This is a genomic window from Streptomyces sp. NPDC055966 (genome assembly GCF_042269865.1).
In the GTDB taxonomy this organism is placed as follows: domain Bacteria; phylum Actinomycetota; class Actinomycetes; order Streptomycetales; family Streptomycetaceae; genus Streptomyces.
Genome location: NZ_JBHJYK010000001.1, coordinates 804977 through 824663 on the forward strand (window position 1 = coordinate 804977; position 19687 = coordinate 824663).

Genomic DNA, 19687 nt, shown 5'->3' on the forward strand with positions numbered 1-19687 from the left:
AGGAGGGGCAGCTATGCCCGGCCCGTGCGGCGACTCGTCTCCCACAGCCCCCTCAACTCCTCCGCCACCCCCGGCGCCGCCAGCAGCAACGGCTCGTTGTACGTGGGGAATTGAGGGAGGGCCACCGCGCCCGCCTCGATCGCGATCAGGTACGCCGGCAGGCCGTCCACCGCGTGGAATTCGCCGATGGCCGCTGCCGTGGCGCGGCCTGCCGCGACCTGGGAGAGGGAGAGGGCCGTGGAGCCCATCACCCTGGTGGTGCAGTGGCGGTGGGAGAGGGCGGTCAGGAGAGGGTCCAGGCCGGGCCAGTGGGAGTGGGCGGCCCACTCCGTGAGGAAGAGGTGGCCGGTGAGGGTGGTGTGGGGCGAGGCATGGATCGGGGTGCCGTTCAGGTGGGCGCCGCGGCCTCGGATCGCGGTGAAGACTTCCCGGCGCCAGGGGTCGGCCACCAGGCCGAGGAGCGGGGTGCCGTCGGGGGAGACCAGGCCCAGGGAGAAGGAGCACCAGCCGATGCCGTGGGCGTAGTTCGTGGTGCCGTCGACCGGGTCCACGACCCAATAGGGGGCGGTTGGCGTGGTCGGCTCGTCGACGCCGTACTCCTCGCCCTCGATGCCGTGCGACGGGAAGGCCGCCCGGAGGACCGAGCGGACGTGGATCTCGATCGTCTCGTCCGTCTGCGTGACGATGTCCGCCGGGCCCGCCTTCTCCCGTACCTCCTCGCCGTGGCGTGGGCGGCGAATCGTCTCCGACGCCCAGGCGGCCAGGTCGGTCGCGATCGTCAGCGCGCGGTCGAGGTCCAGGTCCGGGTCCGGGTCTGGGTCCGGGTCTGGGTCCGGGTCCAGGTCGGCGGCGCATACGTCCTCGTGTGCGTCCCCGTGTGCGTCCTCGTCGTGTTCCTCCACACGCGCAGGATGGCAGGGGCTGGTGCGCGATGTCCCGGTGGGGCTCGTTAGCCTCGGCTGCATACAGAAGATGACACAAAGGACAACAGAGGAGGCAGTCGTGGCCAAGGTTCCCAGTGCGGTCGTCGCCGCCGGCGGGCTCGTCGGTGGGTACGGCGTGGCCCGTTGGACCAGGAAGCGGCAGCTGGGCGGGGCCGTGCTGGCCGTGGCCGGGGTCGCTGCCGCGCAGCAGTGGCGCAAGCAGGCCGGGGGGAAGGCGGCGGGGGCGTTGGGTGCCGCGTACGTCGCCGCCTTCGCGGGGTCGCATCCGCTGGCCAAGAAGGTCGGCGCCTGGCCGTCCGTCTTCGGAGTCGCCGGCGCCGTCGCCCTCGCCTCCTGGGCTGTCGCCGACCGTAAGGCCTGACGCAGCGGACGCCCCGATCACCGGGTGCCCGTCACAGGGTTCCCGCCCCGAACGGCTTCCGGTACGCCGGCGGGCTCGTGCCCACCACCCGGCGGAAGCGTTCCCGGTACGCCGTCGGGGAGCCGAAGCCCGGCTGTTCGGCGATGCGCTCGACAGGGTACGGCGTCGTCTCCAGCAGGTGCTGGGCCGCGCCGTGCCCGGGTCCGGTGCGGCCACTGGAGCGGTGACGTGCCGGTCCTCCCGGCCCCCTCACGCTCCCAGCGTCCGCGTCACCACGTAGATCAGCAGTCCCGCCAGGGATCCCACCACCGTGCCGTTGATCCGGATGAACTGCAGATCGCGGCCGATGTGCGCCTCGATCTTGCGGGTGGTGTGCTCCGGGTCCCAGGCGGCCACGGTGTCGGTGATCAGCGAGGTGATCTCCTTGCGGTACGTCGTCACGACGTGCACCGCCGCGCCCTGCACCCAGCTGTCGACCTTCTCCTGCACCTTCGGCTCGGTCGCCATCCGCGTGCCCAGCGACAGCAGCGCGGCCCGCACCCGCAGCCGCAGCTCGCTGCGCTCGTCCTCGGCCGCCGCCACGATCATGGACCGTACGGCCGTCCACGCGGACGCGATCAGGTCCTGCACCTCGCCCCGGCCCAGCACCTCGCCCTTGAGCCGCTCCACCCGCGCCCGCGTCTCCGTGTCGGACTGGAGGTCGGAGGCGAAGTCGGTGAGGAAGCGGTCCAGGGCGCCGCGCGCCGGGTGCGCGGGCATGTCCCGCATCTCGGTGACGAAGCGGAGCAGCTCCTTGTAGACGCGTTCGCCGACCTTGCGGTCCACGAATCTCGGGGTCCAGCCCGGCGCGCCGCCCTCCACGGCGACCATCACGTCGTCCCGGTGCAGCACCAGCCAGTCGTGCGCCCGGGTCACCACCAGGTCCACCACGCGCCGGTGCCCGCCGTCGGCGACGACCTTCTCCAGCATCTTGCCGATGCCGGGCGCGATCTCCTGGGCGTTCGCCCGGCGGGTGATCGCCTCCCCGACCACCGCCTGCACGTCCGAGTCCCGCAGCACCGTCAGCGCGCCGCGCAGCGCCGTCGCCAGCTCGGCCGTCACCCGGTCCGCGTGCTCGGGCTCCGCCAGCCAGGCGCCGAGCCGGGTGCCGATGCCGACGGCGCGCAGCCGCTGCCGTACGACGTCCTCGGAGAGGAAGTTCTCGCCGACGAACTCCCCGAGCGAGACGCCCAGTTGGTCCTTCTTGGTGGGGATGATCGCGGTGTGCGGGATGGGCAGTCCGAGGGGGTGGCGGAAGAGCGCGGTGACCGCGAACCAGTCCGCCAGCGCGCCCACCATGCCGGCCTCGGCCGCCGCGGCGACGTAACCCGCCCAGGGACCTGCGCCCTCGTGCGTGGCGAGCTTGGCGAGGACGTACACCAGCGCCACGAACAGCAGCAGGCCGGTCGCCGTGAGCTTCATCCGGCGCACCCCGCGCCGGCGCTCCTCGTCGGCCGGGGTGAAGGCCGTCATGGTCTTGTACGACACACCCCGTGCCGTCTCCGTCTCGGACGCTTCCGTCGCTTCCGTCGCTTCCATCGGCTCCACCCGTTCCGGTCCACCCGTGCGGCGATCCCGCACACAATTGTCCCTTCCTGACCGACTCCCGGAACGGAACGAGAGTTCCCGGCGTCCATCCACAGGGGACTTCCGGGCAGGGCCCTGACAGCTGTCCCCGGCCCATACCGCATCATGGGCCCATCACCAGCGGAACAACGGAACCGTCGGAGCATCGGGCTCCCGATCCCCCGAGGGGAACAGAACAAGCGTGACCAAGCGTCGTGGTTATGTACTGATGACCGCGCTCATCGCGCTGGTCGTGGCCATATCCGCCGTCATCTACCTCACCGTGGGCGCCGACGACGGCACCGCGCGCGGCACCCTCACCGACGACCGCCCGCACCACGACTCCTCCGCCGCCCCCGCCTCCACCGGCACCTGGGTGGGCTCCTGGGCCACCGCACCGGTCGGCGGCGAACCCGGCACCGAGACCGAGGGCCTGGCGGGCCACTCGGTACGCAACGTGGTGCACGCCAACACCGGCGGCACCAGCGCCCGGATCACGCTGTCCAACCTGTACGGCCAGTCGCCGCTGACCCTCACCCACGCCTCCGTCGCGCTGTCCGCCGGGAACGGCACCGCCGCGGCCGACCCCGCGTCGATGCGCCGCCTCACCTTCAACGGCGCCACCGGCGTCGTCGTACCCCCCGGCGACCAGATCACCAGCGACGCCGTCCGGCTCGCCGTCCCGCACGACAGCGACGTCCTCGTCACCACCTACTCCCCCACCCCCTCCGGCCCGGTCACCTACCACCCGCACGCCCGGCAGATCTCCTACGTCGCCACCGGCGACCACACCGAGGACGCGACCGGCACGCCGTACACCGCACAGACGCCGTACTGGCGCTACGTCACCGCGCTGGACGTGCTCAGCAACGAGGCCGACGGCACCGTCGTCGCCTTCGGCGACTCCATCACCGACGGCATCACCTCCACCACCGACGCCGACCACCGCTGGCCCGACCTCCTCTCGGACCGGCTGCGCACGGCACTGGAGAGCGGAGGCCGGCTGCCGCGCTACAGCATCGTGAACGAGGGCATCAGCGCCAACCAGGTCCTCGCCAGCGGCCTCGGCCGGCCCCCCGAGAACCAGAGCGGCCTCGACCGCTTCGCCCGCGACGCACTCTCGCGCCCGAACACCAAGGTCGTCGTCATCGACCTGGGCGTCAACGACATCCTGCGCAACCCCGGCCTCGCCGACCCCGACCGCATCGTCGCCGGCCTGCGCACGCTCGTCGCACAGGCCCACGCCCACGGCCTCAAGGTCGTGGGGGCCACCCTGATGCCCTTCCGGGGCCACCGCGGCTGCACCGGGACACGCGAGGCCGTCCGGCAGCAGATCAACGCGCAGATCCGCACCGGCACGGTGTACGACGCGGTCGTCGACTTCGACAAGGCCCTGCGCGACCCGTACGACCCCCGCCGTCTGCGCCCCGACTACGACTCCGGCGACCATCTCCACCCCAGCGACCGCGGCTTCGCCCGCATGGCCGAGGTGTTCGACCTGCGCAGCCTGGAGGGCGGCGGCCAGACGGAGCTGTAGGGGAGGAATACTGGCGCGCATGACCCGCCTGATCCTCGCCACCCGTAACACCGGAAAGATCACCGAGCTGAGGGCCATCCTCGCCGAAGCCGGACTGCCCCACGAACTCGTCGGCGCGGACGCCTATCGCGAGGTGCCCGACGTCAAGGAGACCGGCGTCACCTTCGCCGAGAACGCCCTCCTCAAGGCCCACGCCCTGGCCCGGGCCACCGGCCTGCCGGCCGTCGCCGACGACTCGGGCCTGTGCGTCGACGTCCTCAACGGCGCCCCCGGCATCTTCTCCGCCCGCTGGGCGGGCAAACACGGCGACGACCTGGCCAACCTGGAACTGCTGCTGGCCCAGCTCGCCGACATCGACGAGGAACACCGGGGCGCGCACTTCGCCTGCGCGGCGGCACTGGCCCTGCCGGACGGGAGGGAGCGCGTGGTCGAGGGACAGCTGCGGGGCGTGCTCCGGCACGCCCCCGCCGGCACGAACGGTTTCGGCTACGACCCGATCCTCCAGCCGGACGGCGAGACCCGGACGTGCGCCGAGCTGAGCGCCGAGGAGAAGAACGCGATCAGCCATCGGGGGAAGGCGTTCCGGGCGCTGGTGCCGGTGGTGCGGGAGTTGTTGGGCTGAGACCGGAAGAGGGGCCGCCCAAGTGGACGGCCCCTCAGCGTGTGGGCCCGGTGGGACTCGAACCCACGACACACCGGACCTAAACCGGCGCCCTCTAGCCAGCTGGGGTACGGGCCCTCAGCCTCGCCTACTCTACTGGTCGTGCCGAGCCGCTCGTCGCCCTCCTCGGCACCAGGTGCTCGTGATCGCGTGGCAGTTGGGGCAGAGCAGACGAAGGTTCTCCCGCCGGTTGTCGCGCCAGTCCCCGTTGATGTGGTCGATCTCCAGCGTCATGGGCTTCCCGAGCCACTCGGCGCCGACACCACACCCGGCGCACTGCTCGGGTACGCCCACTTCGCGAAGCGCACGGCGCAGACGCGTGGTCTTGATCCGATGTGCAGCGTCGTGACGTACCAACACCTCCTCCGAGCTCTTGGCGTTCGGGCTACGACGCCCCCGTTGATGCGCCTGCCCAACGAAGTGGGCTGTCGTGAGGCAATCCTGTGCGATCCGTTCCCTCAACATCAGTCGTTGCCCACCGTTGTCCGGCCGTCCCAGGCGACGCAGCACCTCCGCCAAGGAGACCGACTCGGCAACCGCAGCGCTCAGCTCCTCGCGCGTGGGGTGCGGACGACGCTTGCCGCCGCTCATCGACCACCCCCGTGACGCCCTTTGCCACGACCCCGGTACGTGTCTGTCGTGGAATGGCAATTGGGGCACAGGAAGCGGAGGTTCACCGGGCGGTTGTCCCGCCAGTCCCCGTTGATGTGGTCGACTTCCAGTGGCAGCGGCTGTCCCTGCCACACAGCCTCGATTCCGCAGCGGGAACAACTCTCGTCCACCCCTTGCTCCAGCATTGCCCGCTTGAGTCGCTGTCCCGGGACGCGCGGAGCATGCCCCGATGCGTCCTCTACGAGGATCTCTGCGGGGGTCCGGCGGCGTTGGTTGTGCCTCATCCGCTCAGTTCGGACCACGGACGTGAAGTGTGAGGTGTCGAGCCCGTACGCCTTGATCCGCCGGGCAATGTTGGCCTGGTGACCACCCACGGCATCGAGCCCGAGTCGACGCACCACCTCGTTGACGCTCGCGGATGCTGCCACCACTGGCTCAAGAACCTCGCGTGTCCACTTAGCCCCCTCCCGCTCGAAGTGCGACGTATCCACCCCGAGCTTCTTCATCCGCTGCCTGATGTAGTCCCTCCTCGAACTCCTCGGATCCACCCCCAGCCTCTCCAACGCCTCCGACAACGTCCGCGCCCCGCGAGCCGCCTCCTCCAGACGCTCCCTGGTGTACGCACTGGCCCCCATGCGAGCCCCCTCCGTTTCGGCCGCGCATGCGTTCGCAGCCTGTACGGAGTAACGAACCGGTTATCGGACAGTCACGCCCCGACACGAGAAAGCGGCCCGCACCAGGTCACCCTCGGTGCGAGCCGCCAGCAGCGGATACGGCCCCTCAGATGCCCAGGTCCTTGATGATCTTGGCCACGTGGCCGGTGGCGCGGACGTTGTAGAGGGCTCGTTCGACCTTGCCGTGCTCGTCCACGACGATCGTGGAGCGGATGACGCCCATGTAGGTCTTGCCGTAGTTCTTCTTCTCGCCGAAGGCGCCGTAGGCGTCGAGGACCTTCTTGTCCGGGTCGGCGAGGAGCGTGACCTTCAGGGACTCCTTCTCGCGGAACTTCGCGAGCTTCTCCGGCTGGTCGGGGCTGATGCCGATGACGTCGTAGCCGGCGGAGGCGAGGACCTCCAGGTTGTCCGTGAAGTCGCAGGCCTGCTTGGTGCAGCCCGGGGTCAGGGCGGCGGGGTAGAAGTAGACGATGACCTTGCGGCCCTCGTAGGAGGCCAGGGAGACCTCGTTGCCGTCGGCATCCGGGAGGGTGAAGGCGGGGGCCACGTCCCCCGGCTGGAGTCGCTCGCTCATCGGGCCAGGGTAACCGGGGGGCCTTGCGGTGCGGCGGGAGGAGAAGCTGACAGACTGTCCGGGACAGCATCAGATGACTTCGGAGGCCGTACGGTGGCGGACACGTCGGACACCAGAACCCCGGCGCAGATCGAGGCGGACATCAAGCGCCGCCGCGAAGTGCTGGCCGAGACGCTCGACGAGATCGGCGTGCGGGTCCATCCGCAGACGATCATCGGGGACGCGAAGGCCAAGGCTGCCGCCCATCTCGACCACACCGTCGGGCGGGCGTATGTGCAGGTCAATCGGGTGGTCAGTGACGTGCGGGCGCAGTTCGTGGACGACGAGGGCGCGCCCCGGCTGGAGCGGATCGTGCCGGTCGCGCTGCTCGCCGTCGGTGTCGTCGGGCTGTTCGCCGTCGGCCGCAGGCGGCGCAAGGGCTGACCCGGAAGCGGACGGGCGGGGCGAAGGCAGGTAGGTTCGAGGCGTGAGCGCCAACAGAAACGAGAACACCCCTCAGCACGACAAGCTGCCCATCCGGATGCTGCATGACCGGGTTCTGGTCAAGCAGGACGCCGGTGAGGGCGAGCGGCGGTCGGGAGGCGGCATTCTGATTCCCGCCACGGCGGCGGTCGGCCGGCGGCTGGCCTGGGCCGACGTCGTCGCGGTCGGGCAGAACGTACGGACCGTGGAGCCCGGCGACCGGGTCCTGTACGACCCGGAGGACCGGGCCGAGGTCGAGGTGCGGGGTGTGGCGTACGTGCTCATGCGCGAGCGTGATCTGCACGCCGTGGCCGCGGACCGGTTCGAGGGGTCCGAGGACTCGACCGGCCTGTACCTGTAGTCCGGCAGCTCAGAGGGGCTGGTGACGGTTGTCACCAGCCCCTTTTGCGTGGGCTTTGCTATGTTCGGGAGCGAGCCCGACGAGACGCGCCGTACCGGGACCGCGACACCAGGAAAGCCTGAACGACCAGGAAAAGACGACGCACCCCGTTCAGAGATCTCTCTCGATACCCCGGAGGTGCCGTCATGGCCTGGGTTCTGCTTGTCGTCGCCGGTCTGCTCGAAGTCGGCTGGTCGATCGGGATGAAGTACACCGAGGGATTCACGCGGCTGGTCCCGAGTGTGCTCACGGGCGCCGGGATCGTGGCGAGCATGGTGCTGCTGTCGTACGCCGCCAAGTCCCTGCCCATCGGTACCGCCTACGGCGTGTGGGTGGGCATCGGGGCGGCCGGGGCGGCGGTGCTCGGCATGGTGGTGCTGGGTGAGCCGGTCACCGCCGCCCGGATCTTCTTCGTCTGTCTCCTGCTGGTCGCCGTCGTCGGGCTGAAGGCGACCAGCGGTCACTGAGACGTCAGGCTGCTGCTGTCGTCACCGCGTCATGTGCCGGGGCCGCCGCCCGCGCCGGCGTTGGTCGTGCCCGTCGTGCCGCCGCCGGGTGTGCCGCCGCCTCCGAGGGTGCCGCCGCTGGGACTGGCGGTCGTGCCGCCGGTCGTGTCGGTGCCGGTGGTCCCGCCGCCGGTCGTCGTGTTCCCGCCGGTGGTGGCGCCTGTTGTGCCGGTGCCGCCGCCGGTCGTGGTGGCGCCCGTCGTGCCGGTGCCGCCGCCGGTGGTGGTCGTGCCGCCGGTGGTCGGGGTGCCGGTGGTGGTGCCGCCGGTGGTCGGGCTCGCGGTCGTACCGCCGGTGGTGGGGGTGCCGGTGGTGGTGCCGCCGGTGTTCTGGCCGCCGGTCGTGCCCGGCGTGGCCGAGGTGCCGGTGCTGGGCGCCTGCGGCTGGTCGGCGCCCGACGCGAGCTGGAGGTCGAAGTCGGAGGCCGGGGTGCCCTGGAGCGCGGCCTGCGTGTACTGCGTCCAGATCTGGGTCGGCGCACCGCCGCCGTTGATGCGCGGCAGGCCGAGGGCGCCGTACAGCGACTTGTGCTGGGCGGTCACCGGGTCCTGGCCCATGACGGCGACGACGGTGGCCAGGTCGGGGGTGTAGCCCGCGAACCAGGCGGCGGTGTCGCTCTCGGCGGTGCCGGTCTTGCCGGCTGTCGGACGGCCCGCGGCCTGCGCGGCCGAGGCGGTGCCGTTCTCGACCACGCTCTGGAGCATCGCCGTGGTGGTGTCGGCGGCCTCCCGGCTGACGGCCTGCTTGACCGTCGGGTCGGGCAGCTTGATCTCGGCCGTGCCGCCGTCCCTGGTGAGCTTCTTCACCAGGGAGTACTGGCCGTGCTTGCCGTGGTTGGCGAGCGTCGCGTACCCCTCCGCCATGTCCAGGACGCTGGCGGTGGCGGTGCCGAGGGCGATCGACGGGTACGGCTGGAGGTCCGGGGTGCCGGAGGGGATGCCGAGGTCGATCGCGGTCTGCTTGACCTTGGACGGGCCGACGTCGACCGCCATCTGCGCGTACACCGCGTTCACGGACAGGTCCGTGGCCTTGGTGACCGTGATCTGGCCGTACGACTTCTGGTCCTCGTTCTGCGGGGCGTAGGTGCCGCCGCTCCAGCCCTGCACGGGCCGCTCGTTGGTGCCGTCGTACACCGTGTTCGGCGTGATCTGGCGGCCGTCCTGCGTGGTCGAGCCGTTCTGCACCGCGGAGGTGAACACGAACGGCTTGAACGTCGAGCCGACCTGGAAGTCACCGCGGGTCGCGCCGTTGGTGTACTGCTTCACGTAGTCGATGCCGCCGTACATCGCGACGACCTCGCCCGTCTTGGGGTCGACGGAGGCGCCGCCGGCCCGGACGTAGTTGTCGACCTTGTTGTTCTTCTTGTCCAGCTTGGCGACCAGTTGGTCGTTCACCGCCTTGACGAAGGCGTCCTGCCGGCCCTTCTGGATGGTGGTGGTGATGCGGTAGCCGCCGGTCGCGAGCTGGTCGTCGGTGAGGATGTTGTTGGTGGTCAGGTAGTGCTTGACCGCCTCGACGAGGTAGCCGCGCTGGCCGGACATGCCCGTGGAGACCGTCTGCTCCTTCGGCATCGGGAACGTCATCCCGGCGCGCTTGGAGGCGCTGAGCCAGCCCTTCTTGACCATGCCGTCCAGGACGTAGTTCCAGCGGGCGACGGCCGCGGCCTTGTTCTCGGGGTGGGCCACGACGTCGTACTCGCTGGGCGCGTTGACGAGCGCGGCGAGGTAGGCGGCGCGGGCCGGGTCGAGGTTCTGGGCGTCGACGCCGTAGTAGGCCTGGGCGGCGGACTGGATGCCGTAGGCGTTGCGGCCGAAGTAGCTGGTGTTGAGGTAGCCCTCAAGGATCTCGTTCTTGGACTTCTGCCGGTCCAGCTTGATCGCGATGAAGAACTCCTTGGCCTTACGGGTGACCGTCTGTTCCTGGGCCAGGTAGTAGTTCTTCACGTACTGCTGGGTGATCGTCGAGCCGGACTGCGTGCCCTTGCCGGTCGCGGTGTTCCAGGCGGCGCGCAGCATCGCCTTGGGGTCGACGGCCGACTCGGTGTAGAAGTCGCGGTCCTCGGCGGCCAGTACGGCGTGCTGGGCGTCCTTGGAGACCTGGGCGAGGTTGACGTTCTCGCGGTTGATCTGGCCGTCGCGGGCGAGCTGGGAGCCGTCGGCGTAGAGGTAGACGTTGCTCTGCTTGGTCGCGAGGGCGTTGGCGGGCGGGATGTTGACCATCGAGTAGCCGAGGAAGAACAGGCCGATGATCAGGAGCACGCCGAAGAGGAAGGTGCCGAGCACCATGCGCCAGGTGGGGATGATCCGCCGCCACCCGGTCCGCTTGGGCCGCTTCTTCTTCCCCTTGCCGCCCTTGCCTCCGCCGTCGCCGGGACCGCTGGGTCCGCCGGGCGCACCGGCGGGGCCGTCGGCTGCGGCGAGGAGGGCGGTGGCGTCCTCGGAGGAGGAGGGACTGGAGGGGCCGGCGGGGGCGGTACGGGGGCCGTTGCCGGGGCCGGGGCGTCGGGTGCCCGCGCCTGCCGCGGAGCCCACGGCACCCACGGCACCCGCCTGGCCGGCGGCGTTCGCGGCACCCGCGGCGGCGGCCGCGGCCGTGCCGGCGGCGCCGAGCGCTCCGGCCGTCCGGGCGGTGCGGGACGCGGTGCCCGGCTTCGTGCCGGTGCCGGCGGGATCACCGGTGACACCGGGCTCGCCCGGGCGGGGTGCGCCGACCCGGCGCAGGACCTGGGTGGTCTCGGGCGTCCGCGGCTCACCGGGGCCCTGACCTGCCCCGGCCGACGCGTTCGGCGCGTCCTCCTGGGGTCCCCGGGGCGCACCGACGCGCCGCAGCACCTGCGTGCTCTCGGGAGACTGGGGCTTCTCGGCACCGGAGCCACCGACGCTGCCACTGCCACCGCCCGCCGCACCGGAAGCCGGAGCCGCGTCGTCGGGGCCGGTGGAGGTCGTCGCGTCGGACTCCGTGCGCCCCCCGCGCGCCGCCTGGCGGGCGCGGGCCATCGAGGCGGTGCGGTCCTGGGCCGAGCGGGCCTCGGACGCCGTCGGTTCACCCGTCCGGCCGACTCCGCCCTGCTCGCCCTGCTCGGCCTGCTCGGCCCGCGCCGAGTCTCCCTGCTCAGTCCGTGCGGACTCCTCCGGCTCGGTCGAAGGGGCAGGCGTGGGCGTGGGGGTGGCCGAAGCCGGTTCCCTCGTCTCCGCCCCCTCGTCGGCCTTCTCGTCCCGGGCCGGACCGGAGGGCTTTTCGGCCTCCCCTGTCGCAGCCGGCAGCGGCTTTTCCGGCGCCACGCCTTCCTTCGGTTCCTGCGGCTGTGGCTCGTCGCTCATGTCGTGCACGGACTCCTGTTTCGTCGTACGTCGTTTCCGTACGCCTCGTACGCCTTCTACGCCCCCGGAGTGAAGACTCTCGCACCTGGCGTTCCGTTCCCGGATTCCGGCACGGTTCGGGCACGAAAATGCGTGGCCGGCCGCCGGGCCTCCGGACTAGGCTCCTGCGCTTCGGTGTCGAGCGGTCCCGGGAGGTGGACTGGCGTGGGCGCGGGACGGTTGTACGTGGCCGTCGCAGCGGGGGGATTCAGACGGTACGCGACGTATCGGGCGGCCACTGCGGCAGGGGTGTTCACGAACACGGTCTTCGGACTGATCCTCGTGTACACGTACCGCGCCCTGTGGGACGCGAAGCCGCACCTCGGGGGGTATGACGAGGCGCAGGTCGTGACCTACGTCTGGCTCGGGCAGGCCTTCCTGTCGACGCTCGCGATCGGGGGCGGGGGCGTCGAGGAGGAGCTGATGGATCGTATCCGTACGGGGGACGTGGCGATCGATCTCTACCGGCCCGCCGACCTCCAGCTGTGGTGGCTCGCCGCCGATCTGGGCCGGGCCTTCTTCCAGCTGCTGGGGCGGGGCGTGATCCCCTTCGTCTTCGGGGCGCTGTGTTTTCCGGCGTACCTGCCCACGGACGCCGGCACCTGGCTGGCGTTCCTCGTCGCGGTCGTGCTGGCGATGGTGGTCGGCTTCGGGATCCGCTACCTGGTGGCGCTGAGCGCGTTCTGGCTGCTGGACGGCACGGGCGTGAGCCAGATGATGTGGCTGGCGGGCTACTTCTGCAGCGGGATGCTGCTGCCGCTGAACGTCTTTCCGGGCGCGCTCGGCGAGGTCGTACGGGCGCTGCCGTGGTCGTCTCTGCTGCAGGGTCCGGCGGACGTGCTGCTGGGGCACGCGGATCCGCTGCGGACGTATCTGTTCCAGGGAGCGTGGGCGGCGGTGCTGCTGGGGCTGGGCCGGCTGTTGCAGTCGGCGGCGACACGGCGGGTGGTGGTCCAGGGTGGGTGAGCGCGGCCGCGTGTTCGCGGGGGTGCGGGCGTACGGGATGATCGCCGGGATGTGGGTGCGGTCCACGATGTCCTACCGGGCGTCGTTCGCCATGACCACGTTCGGGAACTTCGCGGCGACCTTCTTCGACTTCGTCGCGATCATGCTGATGTTCTCGCGGGTGCACGCGCTCGGCGGGTACACGCTGGCGGAGGTGGCGTTCCTGTACGGGCTGTCGGCCGTGTCCTTCGGGCTGGCGGATCTGGCGATCGGCTCGATGGACCGGCTGGGGCGGCGGGTGCGGGACGGCACGCTGGACACGCTGCTGGTGCGGCCGGTGCCGGTGCTGGCGCAGGTGGCCGCCGACCGGTTCGCGCTGCGGCGGCTCGGCCGGGTGGTGCAGGGCTCGCTGGTGCTGGGCTGGGCGCTGACCCGGGTGGGGATCGACTGGACGCCGCTGAAGCTGCTGCTGATGCCGGTGACGGTGGCGAGCGGTTTCGCGATCTTCTGCGCGGTGTTCGTGGCGGGGGCGGCGTTCCAGTTCGTGGCGCAGGACGCCTCCGAGGTGCAGAACGCCTTCACGTACGGCGGGACGACGCTGCTGCAGTATCCGCCGACGGTGTTCGCGAAGGAGCTGGTGCGCGGGGTGACGTTCGTGCTGCCGCTGGCCTTCGTCAACTGGCTGCCCGCGACGTACGTGCTGGGGCGGCCGTATCCGCTGGACCTGCCCGGGTGGGTGGCGTTCACGCCTCCGCTGGTCGCGGCGGGCTGCTGTGCGCTGGCGGGGCTGGCGTGGCGGGCGGGACTTCGTTCGTACCGGAGCACAGGGAGCTAGCACGTGCCGGACAGTGACTTCATCATGCTCGAAGACGTCGAGAAGGTCTTCGAGGTGCGCAAGCGGACCGGGTTCATGAAGCGGGAGCGGCGCGAGGTGCGGGCGGTGGACTCGCTGTCGTTCTCCGTGGCGCGCGGCGAGATGGTCGGCTACATCGGGCCGAACGGCGCCGGGAAGTCGACCACGATCAAGATGCTGACCGGCATCCTGACGCCGAGCGGCGGCCGGCTGCGGGTGGCGGGCATCGATCCGTCCCGGGAGCGGACGCGGCTCGCGCGGCGGATCGGGGTGGTGTTCGGGCAGCGTACGACGCTGTGGTGGGACCTGCCGCTGATCGACTCGTACCGGCTGGCGCACCGCATGTACCGCATCCCCGAGGCCCGTTACCGGGAGAACCTCGACCGCTGCGTCGAACTCCTGGAGCTGGGTGACCTGTTGGACGTGCCGGTGCGGCAGCTGTCGCTGGGCCAGCGGATGCGCGGGGACATCGCTGCGGCGCTGCTGCACGATCCCGAGGTGCTGTACCTGGACGAGCCGACGATCGGCCTGGACGTCGTGTCGAAGGCCAAGGTACGGGGGTTTCTGCGGGAGTTGAACGCCGAGCGCGGCACGACGGTGCTGTTGACCACTCATGACCTTCAGGACATCGAGCAGTTGTGCTCGCGGGTGATGGTGATCGACCATGGCCGGCTGATGTACGACGGCCCGCTCGCGGGGCTGCACGAGGCCGGGGAGAGCGAGCGGACGCTGGTGGTGGACCTGGAGCGGGAGCTGCCGCCGGTGGAGGTGCCCGGGGCGCGGGTGGTGCGGGTCGAGGGGCCCCGGCAGTCGCTGGCGTTCCCGGCGGGGCAGTCGGCGGCGCCGCTCGTGGCGCATCTGGCGGCGCGGTATCCGCTGGTGGACCTGTCGGTGCGGGAGCCGGACATCGAGGCCGTCATCGCGAAGATGTACGCGGAGAAGGCCGTCTCGTAGGCTGCTGTCATGACCGACGACGCGGCCTGGGACCACCGGGCCCCTGCTCCCGCCCCCGACCTGCGGGCCTCCGACGCCGACCGTGAGCGGGTGGCCGAGGTGCTGCGGGACGCGCTGGCCGAGGGCCGGCTCGACATGGCGGAGTTCGAGGAGCGGCTGGAGGCGACCTACCGGGCGCGCACCTACGGCGAGCTGACCCCGCTCACCCGCGATCTGCCGACGGCCGCCGCGGCGGCGCCGCCCGCGCCGGTGTCGTTCACCAAGGCGCCTGCGGAGAGCGGGGGTTGGGCGTCCCGGATCGTCGGCGGCGAGGGGTCCTCGGCGGGCGGGGTGGCGATCCTGTCGGGGTTCGAGCGCAAGGGCCGCTGGACGGTGCCGAAGCGGTTCAGCTGTTTCGCGTTCATGGGCGGCGGCGAGATCGATCTGCGCGAGGCGAACTTCGCGGACCGCGAGGTCGAGATCAACTGCGTGGCGATCATGGGCGGCGTGCAGGTCGTCGTGCCGCCGGGGGTCGAGGTCGTGGTCCGGGGCATCGGCGTCATGGGCGGTTTCGAGCACCCCCGTGACGACGACCCGCCGGAGCCGGGCGCGCCGCGGGTGGTCATCGGGGGCTTCGCCTTCTGGGGCGGGGTCGGCGTGGAGCGCAAGGTGACCCGGGCGGAACGGCTCCGCCTCAAGGAGCAGCGGCGGCAGGAGCGGGTGGAGCGGCGCGAAGCGCGGCGCGAGCTGCGGCAGGAACGCCGGGACCGGGAGTACTGAGCGCCGTCGGCGGGCGCGGGTGGTTGTGGTTGTTCGCGCCCGCGCGGCAGAGCCGCATGTCGATACAGCCCCGCGCCCCTAGGTCACTTGGTGCACACCTTGGTCAGTTCACCCGCCGCGTCCGTCACCGGGCTCACGTCCGGAGTGCGGTCACCGTTCCTGATGGCCGTTCGGACGTTGCCCACCGCCTTCTTCACGTCGTCCACCGCCTTGTTGACGTCCGCGTGGTCGGTCTTGTCGCCGATCCTGTCGAGGTTCTTCTCGATGGAGTTCAGCGAGTCGTCGGCCTGGGTCGGGTCGTTCGCCGCGTTCTCCACGGCCTGTTGCAGGCCGGTGACGCTGTCCGCGATGGAGTCGGCGGTGTGCACGCAGTCGAGGGCCTTGCCGACGCTGTCGCATCCGGTGGTCAGGCCAGCGGTGAGCGCGACGGTCGCCGCGACGACGGCGACGGCGGTGAGACGGCGGCGTCGGCTGACGGCCATGGTGGTGGTCCCCTCCCCTGGTTGGGCTGCTGTACCCGAAGGACGCCGGGAAGGGGTGCGCGGGTTGCCCCCGCGCACCCCTCCCGTTGGTCCGCGCTTTACTTCCCGAGCGTGGCGTCCAGCGTGGCGCGCTGGATCCGGGCCAGTTCGTCGCAGCCGCTGACGGCGAGGTCGAGCAGGGCGTTCAGTTCGTCACGGGCGAAGGGCTCGGCCTCGGCGGTGCCCTGGACCTCGACGAAACGGCCGTCGCCGGTGCAGACGACGTTCATGTCGGTCTCGGCGCGCACGTCCTCCTCGTAGCAGAGGTCGAGGAGGGGGACGCCGCCGACGATGCCGACCGAGACGGCGGAGACCGTGCCGGTGAGCGGCTGCCGGCCGGCCTTGATCAGCTTGCGGCCCTGGGCCCAGGCGACGGCGTCGGCGAGCGCGACGTACGCGCCGGTGATCGCGGCCGTGCGGGTGCCGCCGTCGGCCTGGAGGACGTCGCAGTCGAGGACGATGGTGTTCTCGCCAAGCGCCTTGTAGTCGATGACGGCGCGCAGGGAGCGGCCGATGAGGCGGGAGATCTCGTGGGTACGGCCGCCGATCTTGCCCTTGACGGACTCGCGGTCGCCGCGGGTGTTGGTGGCGCGGGGCAGCATGGCGTACTCCGCGGTGACCCAGCCCTCGCCGCTGCCCTTGCGCCAGCGCGGGACGCCCTCGGTCACGGAGGCGGTGCAGAACACCTTGGTGTCGCCGAAGGAGACGAGGACGGAGCCCTCGGCGTGCTTGCTCCACCCGCGCTGGATGGTGACCGGGCGGAGCTGTTCGGGGGTACGGCCGTCGATGCGAGACATGGCGACGAGCCTAGCCGCACATGGGGAAGGGGCTCCTCCCGCGTCGGGAAGAGCCCCTTACAGGTGAACCGGTGAGGTTCACATCATGTCTTCGATCTCCGCGGCGATGGGGTCGGCGTCGGTGCCGATGACGACCTGGATGGCGGTGCCCATCTTGACGACGCCGTGGGCGCCGGCGGCCTTCAGGGCGGCCTCGTCGACCTTGGCGGCGTCGTGCACCTCGGTGCGCAGCCGGGTGATGCAGCCCTCGATCTCGTCGATGTTGTCGATACCGCCGAGGCCGGCGACGATCTTCTCAGCCTTGCTGGCCATTTGGTCTCCTCACGCACAGTTGGCCCAACTTCGCGAGCGATTGCGCCGTGCGTACCGAAGGATGACGTCACAGCAAACTCAATCGTCCACGACTGGTCTACACCACAGGACAGGCGGTCGCCAACCGATGAGCACAGAGGCCGAGGTGAGCCCCGCCCGCGCCCGCTGGAACCGCGCCTTCCAGGGTCTGCAGAAGATGGGCCGCAGCCTCCAGCTGCCGATCGCGGTGCTGCCCGCGGCGGGCATCCTCAACCGCCTCGGCCAGCCGGACGTGTTCGGCAAGGACGGACTGGGCTGGACGAACGTGTCCAAGGTGATGACGGGCGCGGGCGGTGCCCTGCTCGACGGCTCGCTCGGCCTGCCGCTGCTGTTCTGCGTGGGCGTGGCCATCGGCATGGCGAAGAAGGCGGACGGCTCGACGGCGCTCGCGGCGGTGGCCGGGTTCCTCGTCTACTACGGCGTGCTGCACCAGTTCCCCGAGTCCTGTCCGGGCGGCTCGAAGGCGGTCGCGCAGGTCGGCTGTCAGGTCAGCACCGGTGTGGGCGTGGGGTCGGTGACGCCCTACACCTTCCAGAACCCGGGTGTCTTCGGCGGCATCGTGATGGGTCTGCTGGCCGCGTTCTTCTGGGCGCGGTTCCACCGCACGAGGCTGGTGGACTGGCTGGGCTTCTTCAACGGCCGCCGGCTGGTGCCGATCCTGATGGCGTTCGTCGCGATCGTGTTCGCGGCGCTGTGCCTGTGGATCTGGCCGCCGATCGGCAGCGGGCTGGAGAGCTTCAGCCACTGGCTGCGGGACGCGGGCGCCTGGGGCGCGGGCGTCTTCGGGCTGGCGAACCGCGCGCTGCTGGTGGTCGGCCTGCACCAGTTCCTGAACGTGCCCATCTGGTTCCAGTTCGGCAGCTTCACCAAGCCGGACGGCACGGTGGTGCACGGCGACATCAACATGTTCCTGGCCGGCGACCCGCACGCGGGTCAGTTCACCTCGGGCTTCTTCCCGATCATGATGTTCGCGCTGCCGGCCGCCGCGCTGGCCATCACGCACTGCGCGCGGCCGAGCCGTCGCAAGGAGGTCGGCGGTCTCATGCTCTCGGTGGCGCTGACGTCGTTCGTGACGGGCATCACCGAGCCCATCGAGTACTCCTTCCTCTTCATCGCGCCCCTGCTGTACGCCGCCCACGCCGTGCTCACCGGTGTGTCGATGGCGGTGACGTGGGGCCTCGGGGTGCACGACGGCTTCAGCTTCTCGGCGGGCCTGATCGACTACGTGATCAACTGGAACCTGGCGACGAGACCATGGGCGATCATTCCGATCGGCCTGTGCTTCGCGGCGGTCTATTACGTCGTCTTCCGGTTCGCGATCACGAGGTTCGATCTGAAGACCCCGGGCCGGGAGCCCGAGGACGAGGTCGAGGACATCACCAAGGCCTGAGCCGGGCCCGGTCCCCCTTAGCACACCGGCACACCGCGTAGCGTTCCGGTAGCGGATTTCGTGGTTCCTTATCCCACCTTCATCGTGCTACAACAGGTCTACACCACTGAGTGGTGTAGACCACCACCGATGGAGGAACCCACCATGAGCACCGCCACCGCCACGGCGGCTCCCGCGAAGAAGCGGGGATCCGGCCTGTTCCAGGGCCTGCAGAAGGTCGGCCGCAGTCTCCAGCTGCCGATCGCCGTACTGCCGGCGGCGGGCATCCTGCTGCGTCTGGGGCAGCAGGACGTCCATGACAAGCTGCACCTGCCCGACAAGGTCACGGCGGTGTTCGCCACGGCCGGTGGTGCGATCTTCGACAACCTTCCGATGCTGTTCTGCATCGGTGTCGCGATCGGCTTCGCCAAGAAGTCCGACGGCTCGACGGCGCTCGCCGCCCTGGTCGGTTTCCTGGTCTACAGCAACGTGCTGAAGGCGTTCCCGCTGACCCAGCAGCACATCGAGAGCGGCAAGATAGTCGAGGCCACCTACAACAACCCGGGTGTGCTCGGCGGCATCCTGATGGGTCTGTTCGCCGCGGTGCTGTGGCAGCGCTACCACCGCAAGAAGCTGGTGGACTGGCTCGGCTTCTTCAACGGCCGCCGGCTGGTGCCGATCATCATGGCCTTCGTCGGCACGCTCATGGGTGTCTTCTTCGGTCTGGTCTGGAAGCCCATCGGTGAGGGCATCTCCAACGCCGGTGAGTGGATCACCGGTCTCGGCGCGCTGGGCGCGGGACTGTTCGGTCTGGTCAACCGTGCGCTGATCCCGGTCGGCATGCACCAGTTCGTGAACACCGTCTCCTGGTTCCAGATCGGCGACTACAAGAACTCCGCCGGTCAGATCGTCCACGGTGACCTCAACCGCTTCTTCGCCGGTGACCCGCACGCCGGTATGTTCATGTCGGGCTTCTTCCCGATCATGATGTTCGGTCTGCCGGCCGCCGCGCTCGCCATCGCGCACTCCGCCCGCCCCGAGCGCCGCAAGGCCGTGCTGGGCATGATGATCTCCCTCGCGCTGACGTCCTTCGTCACCGGTGTCACCGAGCCCATCGAGTTCTCCTTCATGTTCATCGCCCCGATGCTGTACGCGATCCACGCGGTGCTGACGGCCCTGTCCATGGCGATCACCTGGGCGCTCGGCGTGCACGCGGGCTTCACCTTCTCCGCGGGCTTCATCGACTACGCGCTCAACTGGAACCTCGCGACCAAGCCCTGGCTGATCATCCCGATCGGCCTGGTGTTCGCGGCGGTCTACTACGTGGTGTTCCGCTTCGCGATCACCAGGTTCAACCTCCCCACCCCGGGCCGCGAGCCCGATGAAGAGGTCGAGGACCTGACGAAGGCATAGCACTCCACGCGAAGGCCCCGGAACCCGTAC

At 70.6% G+C, this 19687-nt stretch carries 21 protein-coding genes, 1 tRNA gene, 1 pseudogene and 1 riboswitch; of the genes and pseudogenes, 12 read left to right on the forward strand and 11 right to left on the reverse strand.

The genetic code is table 11. The annotated features are described in order from the left end of the window. Nucleotides 1–11: 11 nt before the first annotated feature. On the reverse strand, nt 12–902 hold the full coding sequence (locus ACFC8N_RS03725) for an inositol monophosphatase family protein (protein ID WP_376286050.1): 891 nt from the start codon (nt 900–902) through the stop codon (nt 12–14). A 100-nt stretch (nt 903–1002) separates the two neighbouring features. Here ACFC8N_RS03725 and ACFC8N_RS03730 point away from each other — a divergent pair, with 100 nt between their 5' ends. Further along, nucleotides 1003–1305 carry a hypothetical protein gene (locus ACFC8N_RS03730; protein WP_376286053.1) on the forward strand — a complete coding sequence of 101 codons (303 nt, stop codon included), beginning with the start codon at nt 1003–1005 and terminating at the stop codon, nt 1303–1305. 31 nt (nt 1306–1336) lie between these two features. On the opposite strand, the pseudogene ACFC8N_RS03735 reads toward ACFC8N_RS03730, so the two are convergent. Both ACFC8N_RS03735 and ACFC8N_RS03740 read right to left on the reverse strand, forming a co-directional pair. After that, a pseudogene (locus ACFC8N_RS03735) lies at nt 1337–1544 on the reverse strand (helix-turn-helix domain-containing protein); the annotation flags it as partial. A gap of 10 nt (nt 1545–1554) precedes the next feature. After that, nucleotides 1555–2883 carry a DUF445 domain-containing protein gene (locus tag ACFC8N_RS03740; protein ID WP_376286055.1) on the reverse strand — a complete coding sequence of 443 codons (1329 nt, stop codon included), beginning with the start codon at nt 2881–2883 and terminating at the stop codon, nt 1555–1557. Between the two features lie 229 nt (nt 2884–3112). On the opposite strand from ACFC8N_RS03740, the gene ACFC8N_RS03745 reads away from it, so the two are divergent. Then, entirely contained in the window at nt 3113–4447 is a 1335-nt protein-coding gene (locus ACFC8N_RS03745; RefSeq protein ID WP_376286058.1) for an SGNH/GDSL hydrolase family protein, read from the forward strand. Nucleotides 4448–4466: 19 nt separating this feature from the next. Next, nucleotides 4467–5069: an RdgB/HAM1 family non-canonical purine NTP pyrophosphatase gene (rdgB, locus tag ACFC8N_RS03750; RefSeq protein WP_356034166.1), complete on the forward strand. Its 603-nt coding sequence runs from the start codon at nt 4467–4469 to the stop codon at nt 5067–5069. Nucleotides 5070–5111: 42 nt separating this feature from the next. Here rdgB and ACFC8N_RS03755 read toward each other — a convergent pair. From ACFC8N_RS03755 to bcp, 4 genes are all read right to left on the reverse strand, one after another. Continuing rightward, nucleotides 5112–5186 (reverse strand) — tRNA-Leu (locus ACFC8N_RS03755). Nucleotides 5187–5201: 15 nt separating this feature from the next. After that, complete coding sequence (locus ACFC8N_RS03760) at nt 5202–5699, reverse strand: HNH endonuclease (RefSeq protein WP_376286061.1); 498 nt, start codon at nt 5697–5699, stop codon at nt 5202–5204. Beyond that, nucleotides 5696–6355 (reverse strand): HNH endonuclease signature motif containing protein, encoded by a 660-nt coding sequence (locus tag ACFC8N_RS03765; RefSeq protein ID WP_356034162.1) that lies wholly within the window; start codon nt 6353–6355, stop codon nt 5696–5698. Before ACFC8N_RS03765 ends, ACFC8N_RS03760 begins: the two co-directional genes overlap by 4 nt. 145 nt (nt 6356–6500) lie before the next feature. Next, nucleotides 6501–6968 carry a thioredoxin-dependent thiol peroxidase gene (gene bcp / locus ACFC8N_RS03770; RefSeq protein ID WP_376286064.1) on the reverse strand — a complete coding sequence of 156 codons (468 nt, stop codon included), beginning with the start codon at nt 6966–6968 and terminating at the stop codon, nt 6501–6503. A gap of 93 nt (nt 6969–7061) precedes the next feature. On the opposite strand from bcp, the gene ACFC8N_RS03775 reads away from it, so the two are divergent. The 3 genes from ACFC8N_RS03775 (at nt 7062) to ACFC8N_RS03785 (ending at nt 8297) form a co-directional block, all read left to right on the forward strand. Next, nucleotides 7062–7391 carry a DUF3618 domain-containing protein gene (locus tag ACFC8N_RS03775; protein ID WP_356034157.1) on the forward strand — a complete coding sequence of 110 codons (330 nt, stop codon included), beginning with the start codon at nt 7062–7064 and terminating at the stop codon, nt 7389–7391. 97 nt (nt 7392–7488) lie between these two features. After that, on the forward strand, nt 7489–7791 hold the full coding sequence (locus ACFC8N_RS03780; protein ID WP_107304396.1) for a co-chaperone GroES: 303 nt from the start codon (nt 7489–7491) through the stop codon (nt 7789–7791). Between the two features lie 52 nt (nt 7792–7843). Beyond that, a riboswitch (guanidine-III (ykkC-III) riboswitch) is annotated at nt 7844–7937 on the forward strand. A gap of 39 nt (nt 7938–7976) precedes the next feature. After that, nucleotides 7977–8297, forward strand: coding sequence for a multidrug efflux SMR transporter (locus ACFC8N_RS03785; RefSeq protein ID WP_053665396.1), 321 nt, complete (start codon nt 7977–7979; stop codon nt 8295–8297). Nucleotides 8298–8326: 29 nt separating this feature from the next. On the opposite strand, the gene ACFC8N_RS03790 is transcribed toward ACFC8N_RS03785, so the two are convergent. Next, nucleotides 8327–11167 (reverse strand): transglycosylase domain-containing protein, encoded by a 2841-nt coding sequence (locus ACFC8N_RS03790; RefSeq protein WP_376286273.1) that lies wholly within the window; start codon nt 11165–11167, stop codon nt 8327–8329. A gap of 693 nt (nt 11168–11860) precedes the next feature. Between ACFC8N_RS03790 and ACFC8N_RS03795 the strand changes: the two genes are divergently transcribed. From ACFC8N_RS03795 to ACFC8N_RS03810, 4 genes are read left to right on the forward strand one after another with little or no spacing between them, the layout of a single operon-like run. Beyond that, on the forward strand, nt 11861–12661 hold the full coding sequence (locus ACFC8N_RS03795) for an ABC-2 family transporter protein (protein WP_356034151.1): 801 nt from the start codon (nt 11861–11863) through the stop codon (nt 12659–12661). A gap of 37 nt (nt 12662–12698) precedes the next feature. After that, on the forward strand, nt 12699–13475 hold the full coding sequence (locus ACFC8N_RS03800) for an ABC transporter permease (protein WP_362821311.1): 777 nt from the start codon (nt 12699–12701) through the stop codon (nt 13473–13475). Nucleotides 13476–13499: 24 nt separating this feature from the next. Next, on the forward strand, nt 13500–14447 hold the full coding sequence (locus tag ACFC8N_RS03805) for an ATP-binding cassette domain-containing protein (protein WP_356034273.1): 948 nt from the start codon (nt 13500–13502) through the stop codon (nt 14445–14447). A gap of 9 nt (nt 14448–14456) precedes the next feature. After that, entirely contained in the window at nt 14457–15206 is a 750-nt protein-coding gene (locus ACFC8N_RS03810) for a DUF1707 domain-containing protein (RefSeq protein WP_362821271.1), read from the forward strand. An 83-nt stretch (nt 15207–15289) separates the two neighbouring features. Here the strand turns inward: ACFC8N_RS03810 and ACFC8N_RS03815 are convergent, their stop codons facing one another. The 3 genes from ACFC8N_RS03815 to ACFC8N_RS03825 form a co-directional block, all read right to left on the reverse strand. Beyond that, a complete protein-coding gene (locus tag ACFC8N_RS03815; RefSeq protein ID WP_356034146.1) occupies nt 15290–15688 on the reverse strand; it encodes a hypothetical protein in 399 nt (132 codons plus the stop codon). Nucleotides 15689–15786: 98 nt separating this feature from the next. Then, nucleotides 15787–16524: a ribonuclease PH gene (gene rph, locus ACFC8N_RS03820; protein WP_356034143.1), complete on the reverse strand. Its 738-nt coding sequence runs from the start codon at nt 16522–16524 to the stop codon at nt 15787–15789. 78 nt (nt 16525–16602) lie between these two features. After that, on the reverse strand, nt 16603–16836 hold the full coding sequence (locus tag ACFC8N_RS03825) for a PTS glucose/sucrose transporter subunit IIB (RefSeq protein ID WP_356034141.1): 234 nt from the start codon (nt 16834–16836) through the stop codon (nt 16603–16605). Nucleotides 16837–16963: 127 nt separating this feature from the next. Between ACFC8N_RS03825 and ACFC8N_RS03830 the strand changes: the two genes are divergently transcribed. After that, the gene (locus ACFC8N_RS03830) at nt 16964–18265 is read left to right on the forward strand and encodes a PTS transporter subunit EIIC (protein WP_376286071.1); all 1302 of its coding nucleotides are present in this window, start codon (nt 16964–16966) and stop codon (nt 18263–18265) included. A 144-nt stretch (nt 18266–18409) separates the two neighbouring features. Continuing rightward, nucleotides 18410–19657: a PTS transporter subunit EIIC gene (locus ACFC8N_RS03835; RefSeq protein WP_356034136.1), complete on the forward strand. Its 1248-nt coding sequence runs from the start codon at nt 18410–18412 to the stop codon at nt 19655–19657. Nucleotides 19658–19687 lie beyond the last annotated feature (30 nt).

What these genes read in the sequence shown, in the direction of transcription:
- ACFC8N_RS03740 (WP_376286055.1), bottom strand. Translation starts at nt 2,883, where the DNA reads ATGGAAGCGACGGAAGCGACGGAAGCGTCCGAGACGGAGACGGCACGG.
- rdgB (WP_356034166.1), top strand. Translation starts at nt 4,467, where the DNA reads ATGACCCGCCTGATCCTCGCCACCCGTAACACCGGAAAGATCACCGAG.
- ACFC8N_RS03760 (WP_376286061.1), bottom strand. Translation starts at nt 5,699, where the DNA reads ATGAGCGGCGGCAAGCGTCGTCCGCACCCCACGCGCGAGGAGCTGAGC.
- ACFC8N_RS03765 (WP_356034162.1), bottom strand. Translation starts at nt 6,355, where the DNA reads ATGGGGGCCAGTGCGTACACCAGGGAGCGTCTGGAGGAGGCGGCTCGC.
- bcp (WP_376286064.1), bottom strand. Translation starts at nt 6,968, where the DNA reads ATGAGCGAGCGACTCCAGCCGGGGGACGTGGCCCCCGCCTTCACCCTC.
- ACFC8N_RS03780 (WP_107304396.1), top strand. Translation starts at nt 7,489, where the DNA reads ATGCTGCATGACCGGGTTCTGGTCAAGCAGGACGCCGGTGAGGGCGAG.
- ACFC8N_RS03785 (WP_053665396.1), top strand. Translation starts at nt 7,977, where the DNA reads ATGGCCTGGGTTCTGCTTGTCGTCGCCGGTCTGCTCGAAGTCGGCTGG.
- ACFC8N_RS03800 (WP_362821311.1), top strand. Translation starts at nt 12,699, where the DNA reads ATGATCGCCGGGATGTGGGTGCGGTCCACGATGTCCTACCGGGCGTCG.
- ACFC8N_RS03805 (WP_356034273.1), top strand. Translation starts at nt 13,500, where the DNA reads ATGCTCGAAGACGTCGAGAAGGTCTTCGAGGTGCGCAAGCGGACCGGG.
- ACFC8N_RS03810 (WP_362821271.1), top strand. Translation starts at nt 14,457, where the DNA reads ATGACCGACGACGCGGCCTGGGACCACCGGGCCCCTGCTCCCGCCCCC.
- ACFC8N_RS03815 (WP_356034146.1), bottom strand. Translation starts at nt 15,688, where the DNA reads ATGGCCGTCAGCCGACGCCGCCGTCTCACCGCCGTCGCCGTCGTCGCG.
- rph (WP_356034143.1), bottom strand. Translation starts at nt 16,524, where the DNA reads ATGTCTCGCATCGACGGCCGTACCCCCGAACAGCTCCGCCCGGTCACC.
- ACFC8N_RS03825 (WP_356034141.1), bottom strand. Translation starts at nt 16,836, where the DNA reads ATGGCCAGCAAGGCTGAGAAGATCGTCGCCGGCCTCGGCGGTATCGAC.
- ACFC8N_RS03830 (WP_376286071.1), top strand. Translation starts at nt 16,964, where the DNA reads ATGAGCACAGAGGCCGAGGTGAGCCCCGCCCGCGCCCGCTGGAACCGC.
- ACFC8N_RS03835 (WP_356034136.1), top strand. Translation starts at nt 18,410, where the DNA reads ATGAGCACCGCCACCGCCACGGCGGCTCCCGCGAAGAAGCGGGGATCC.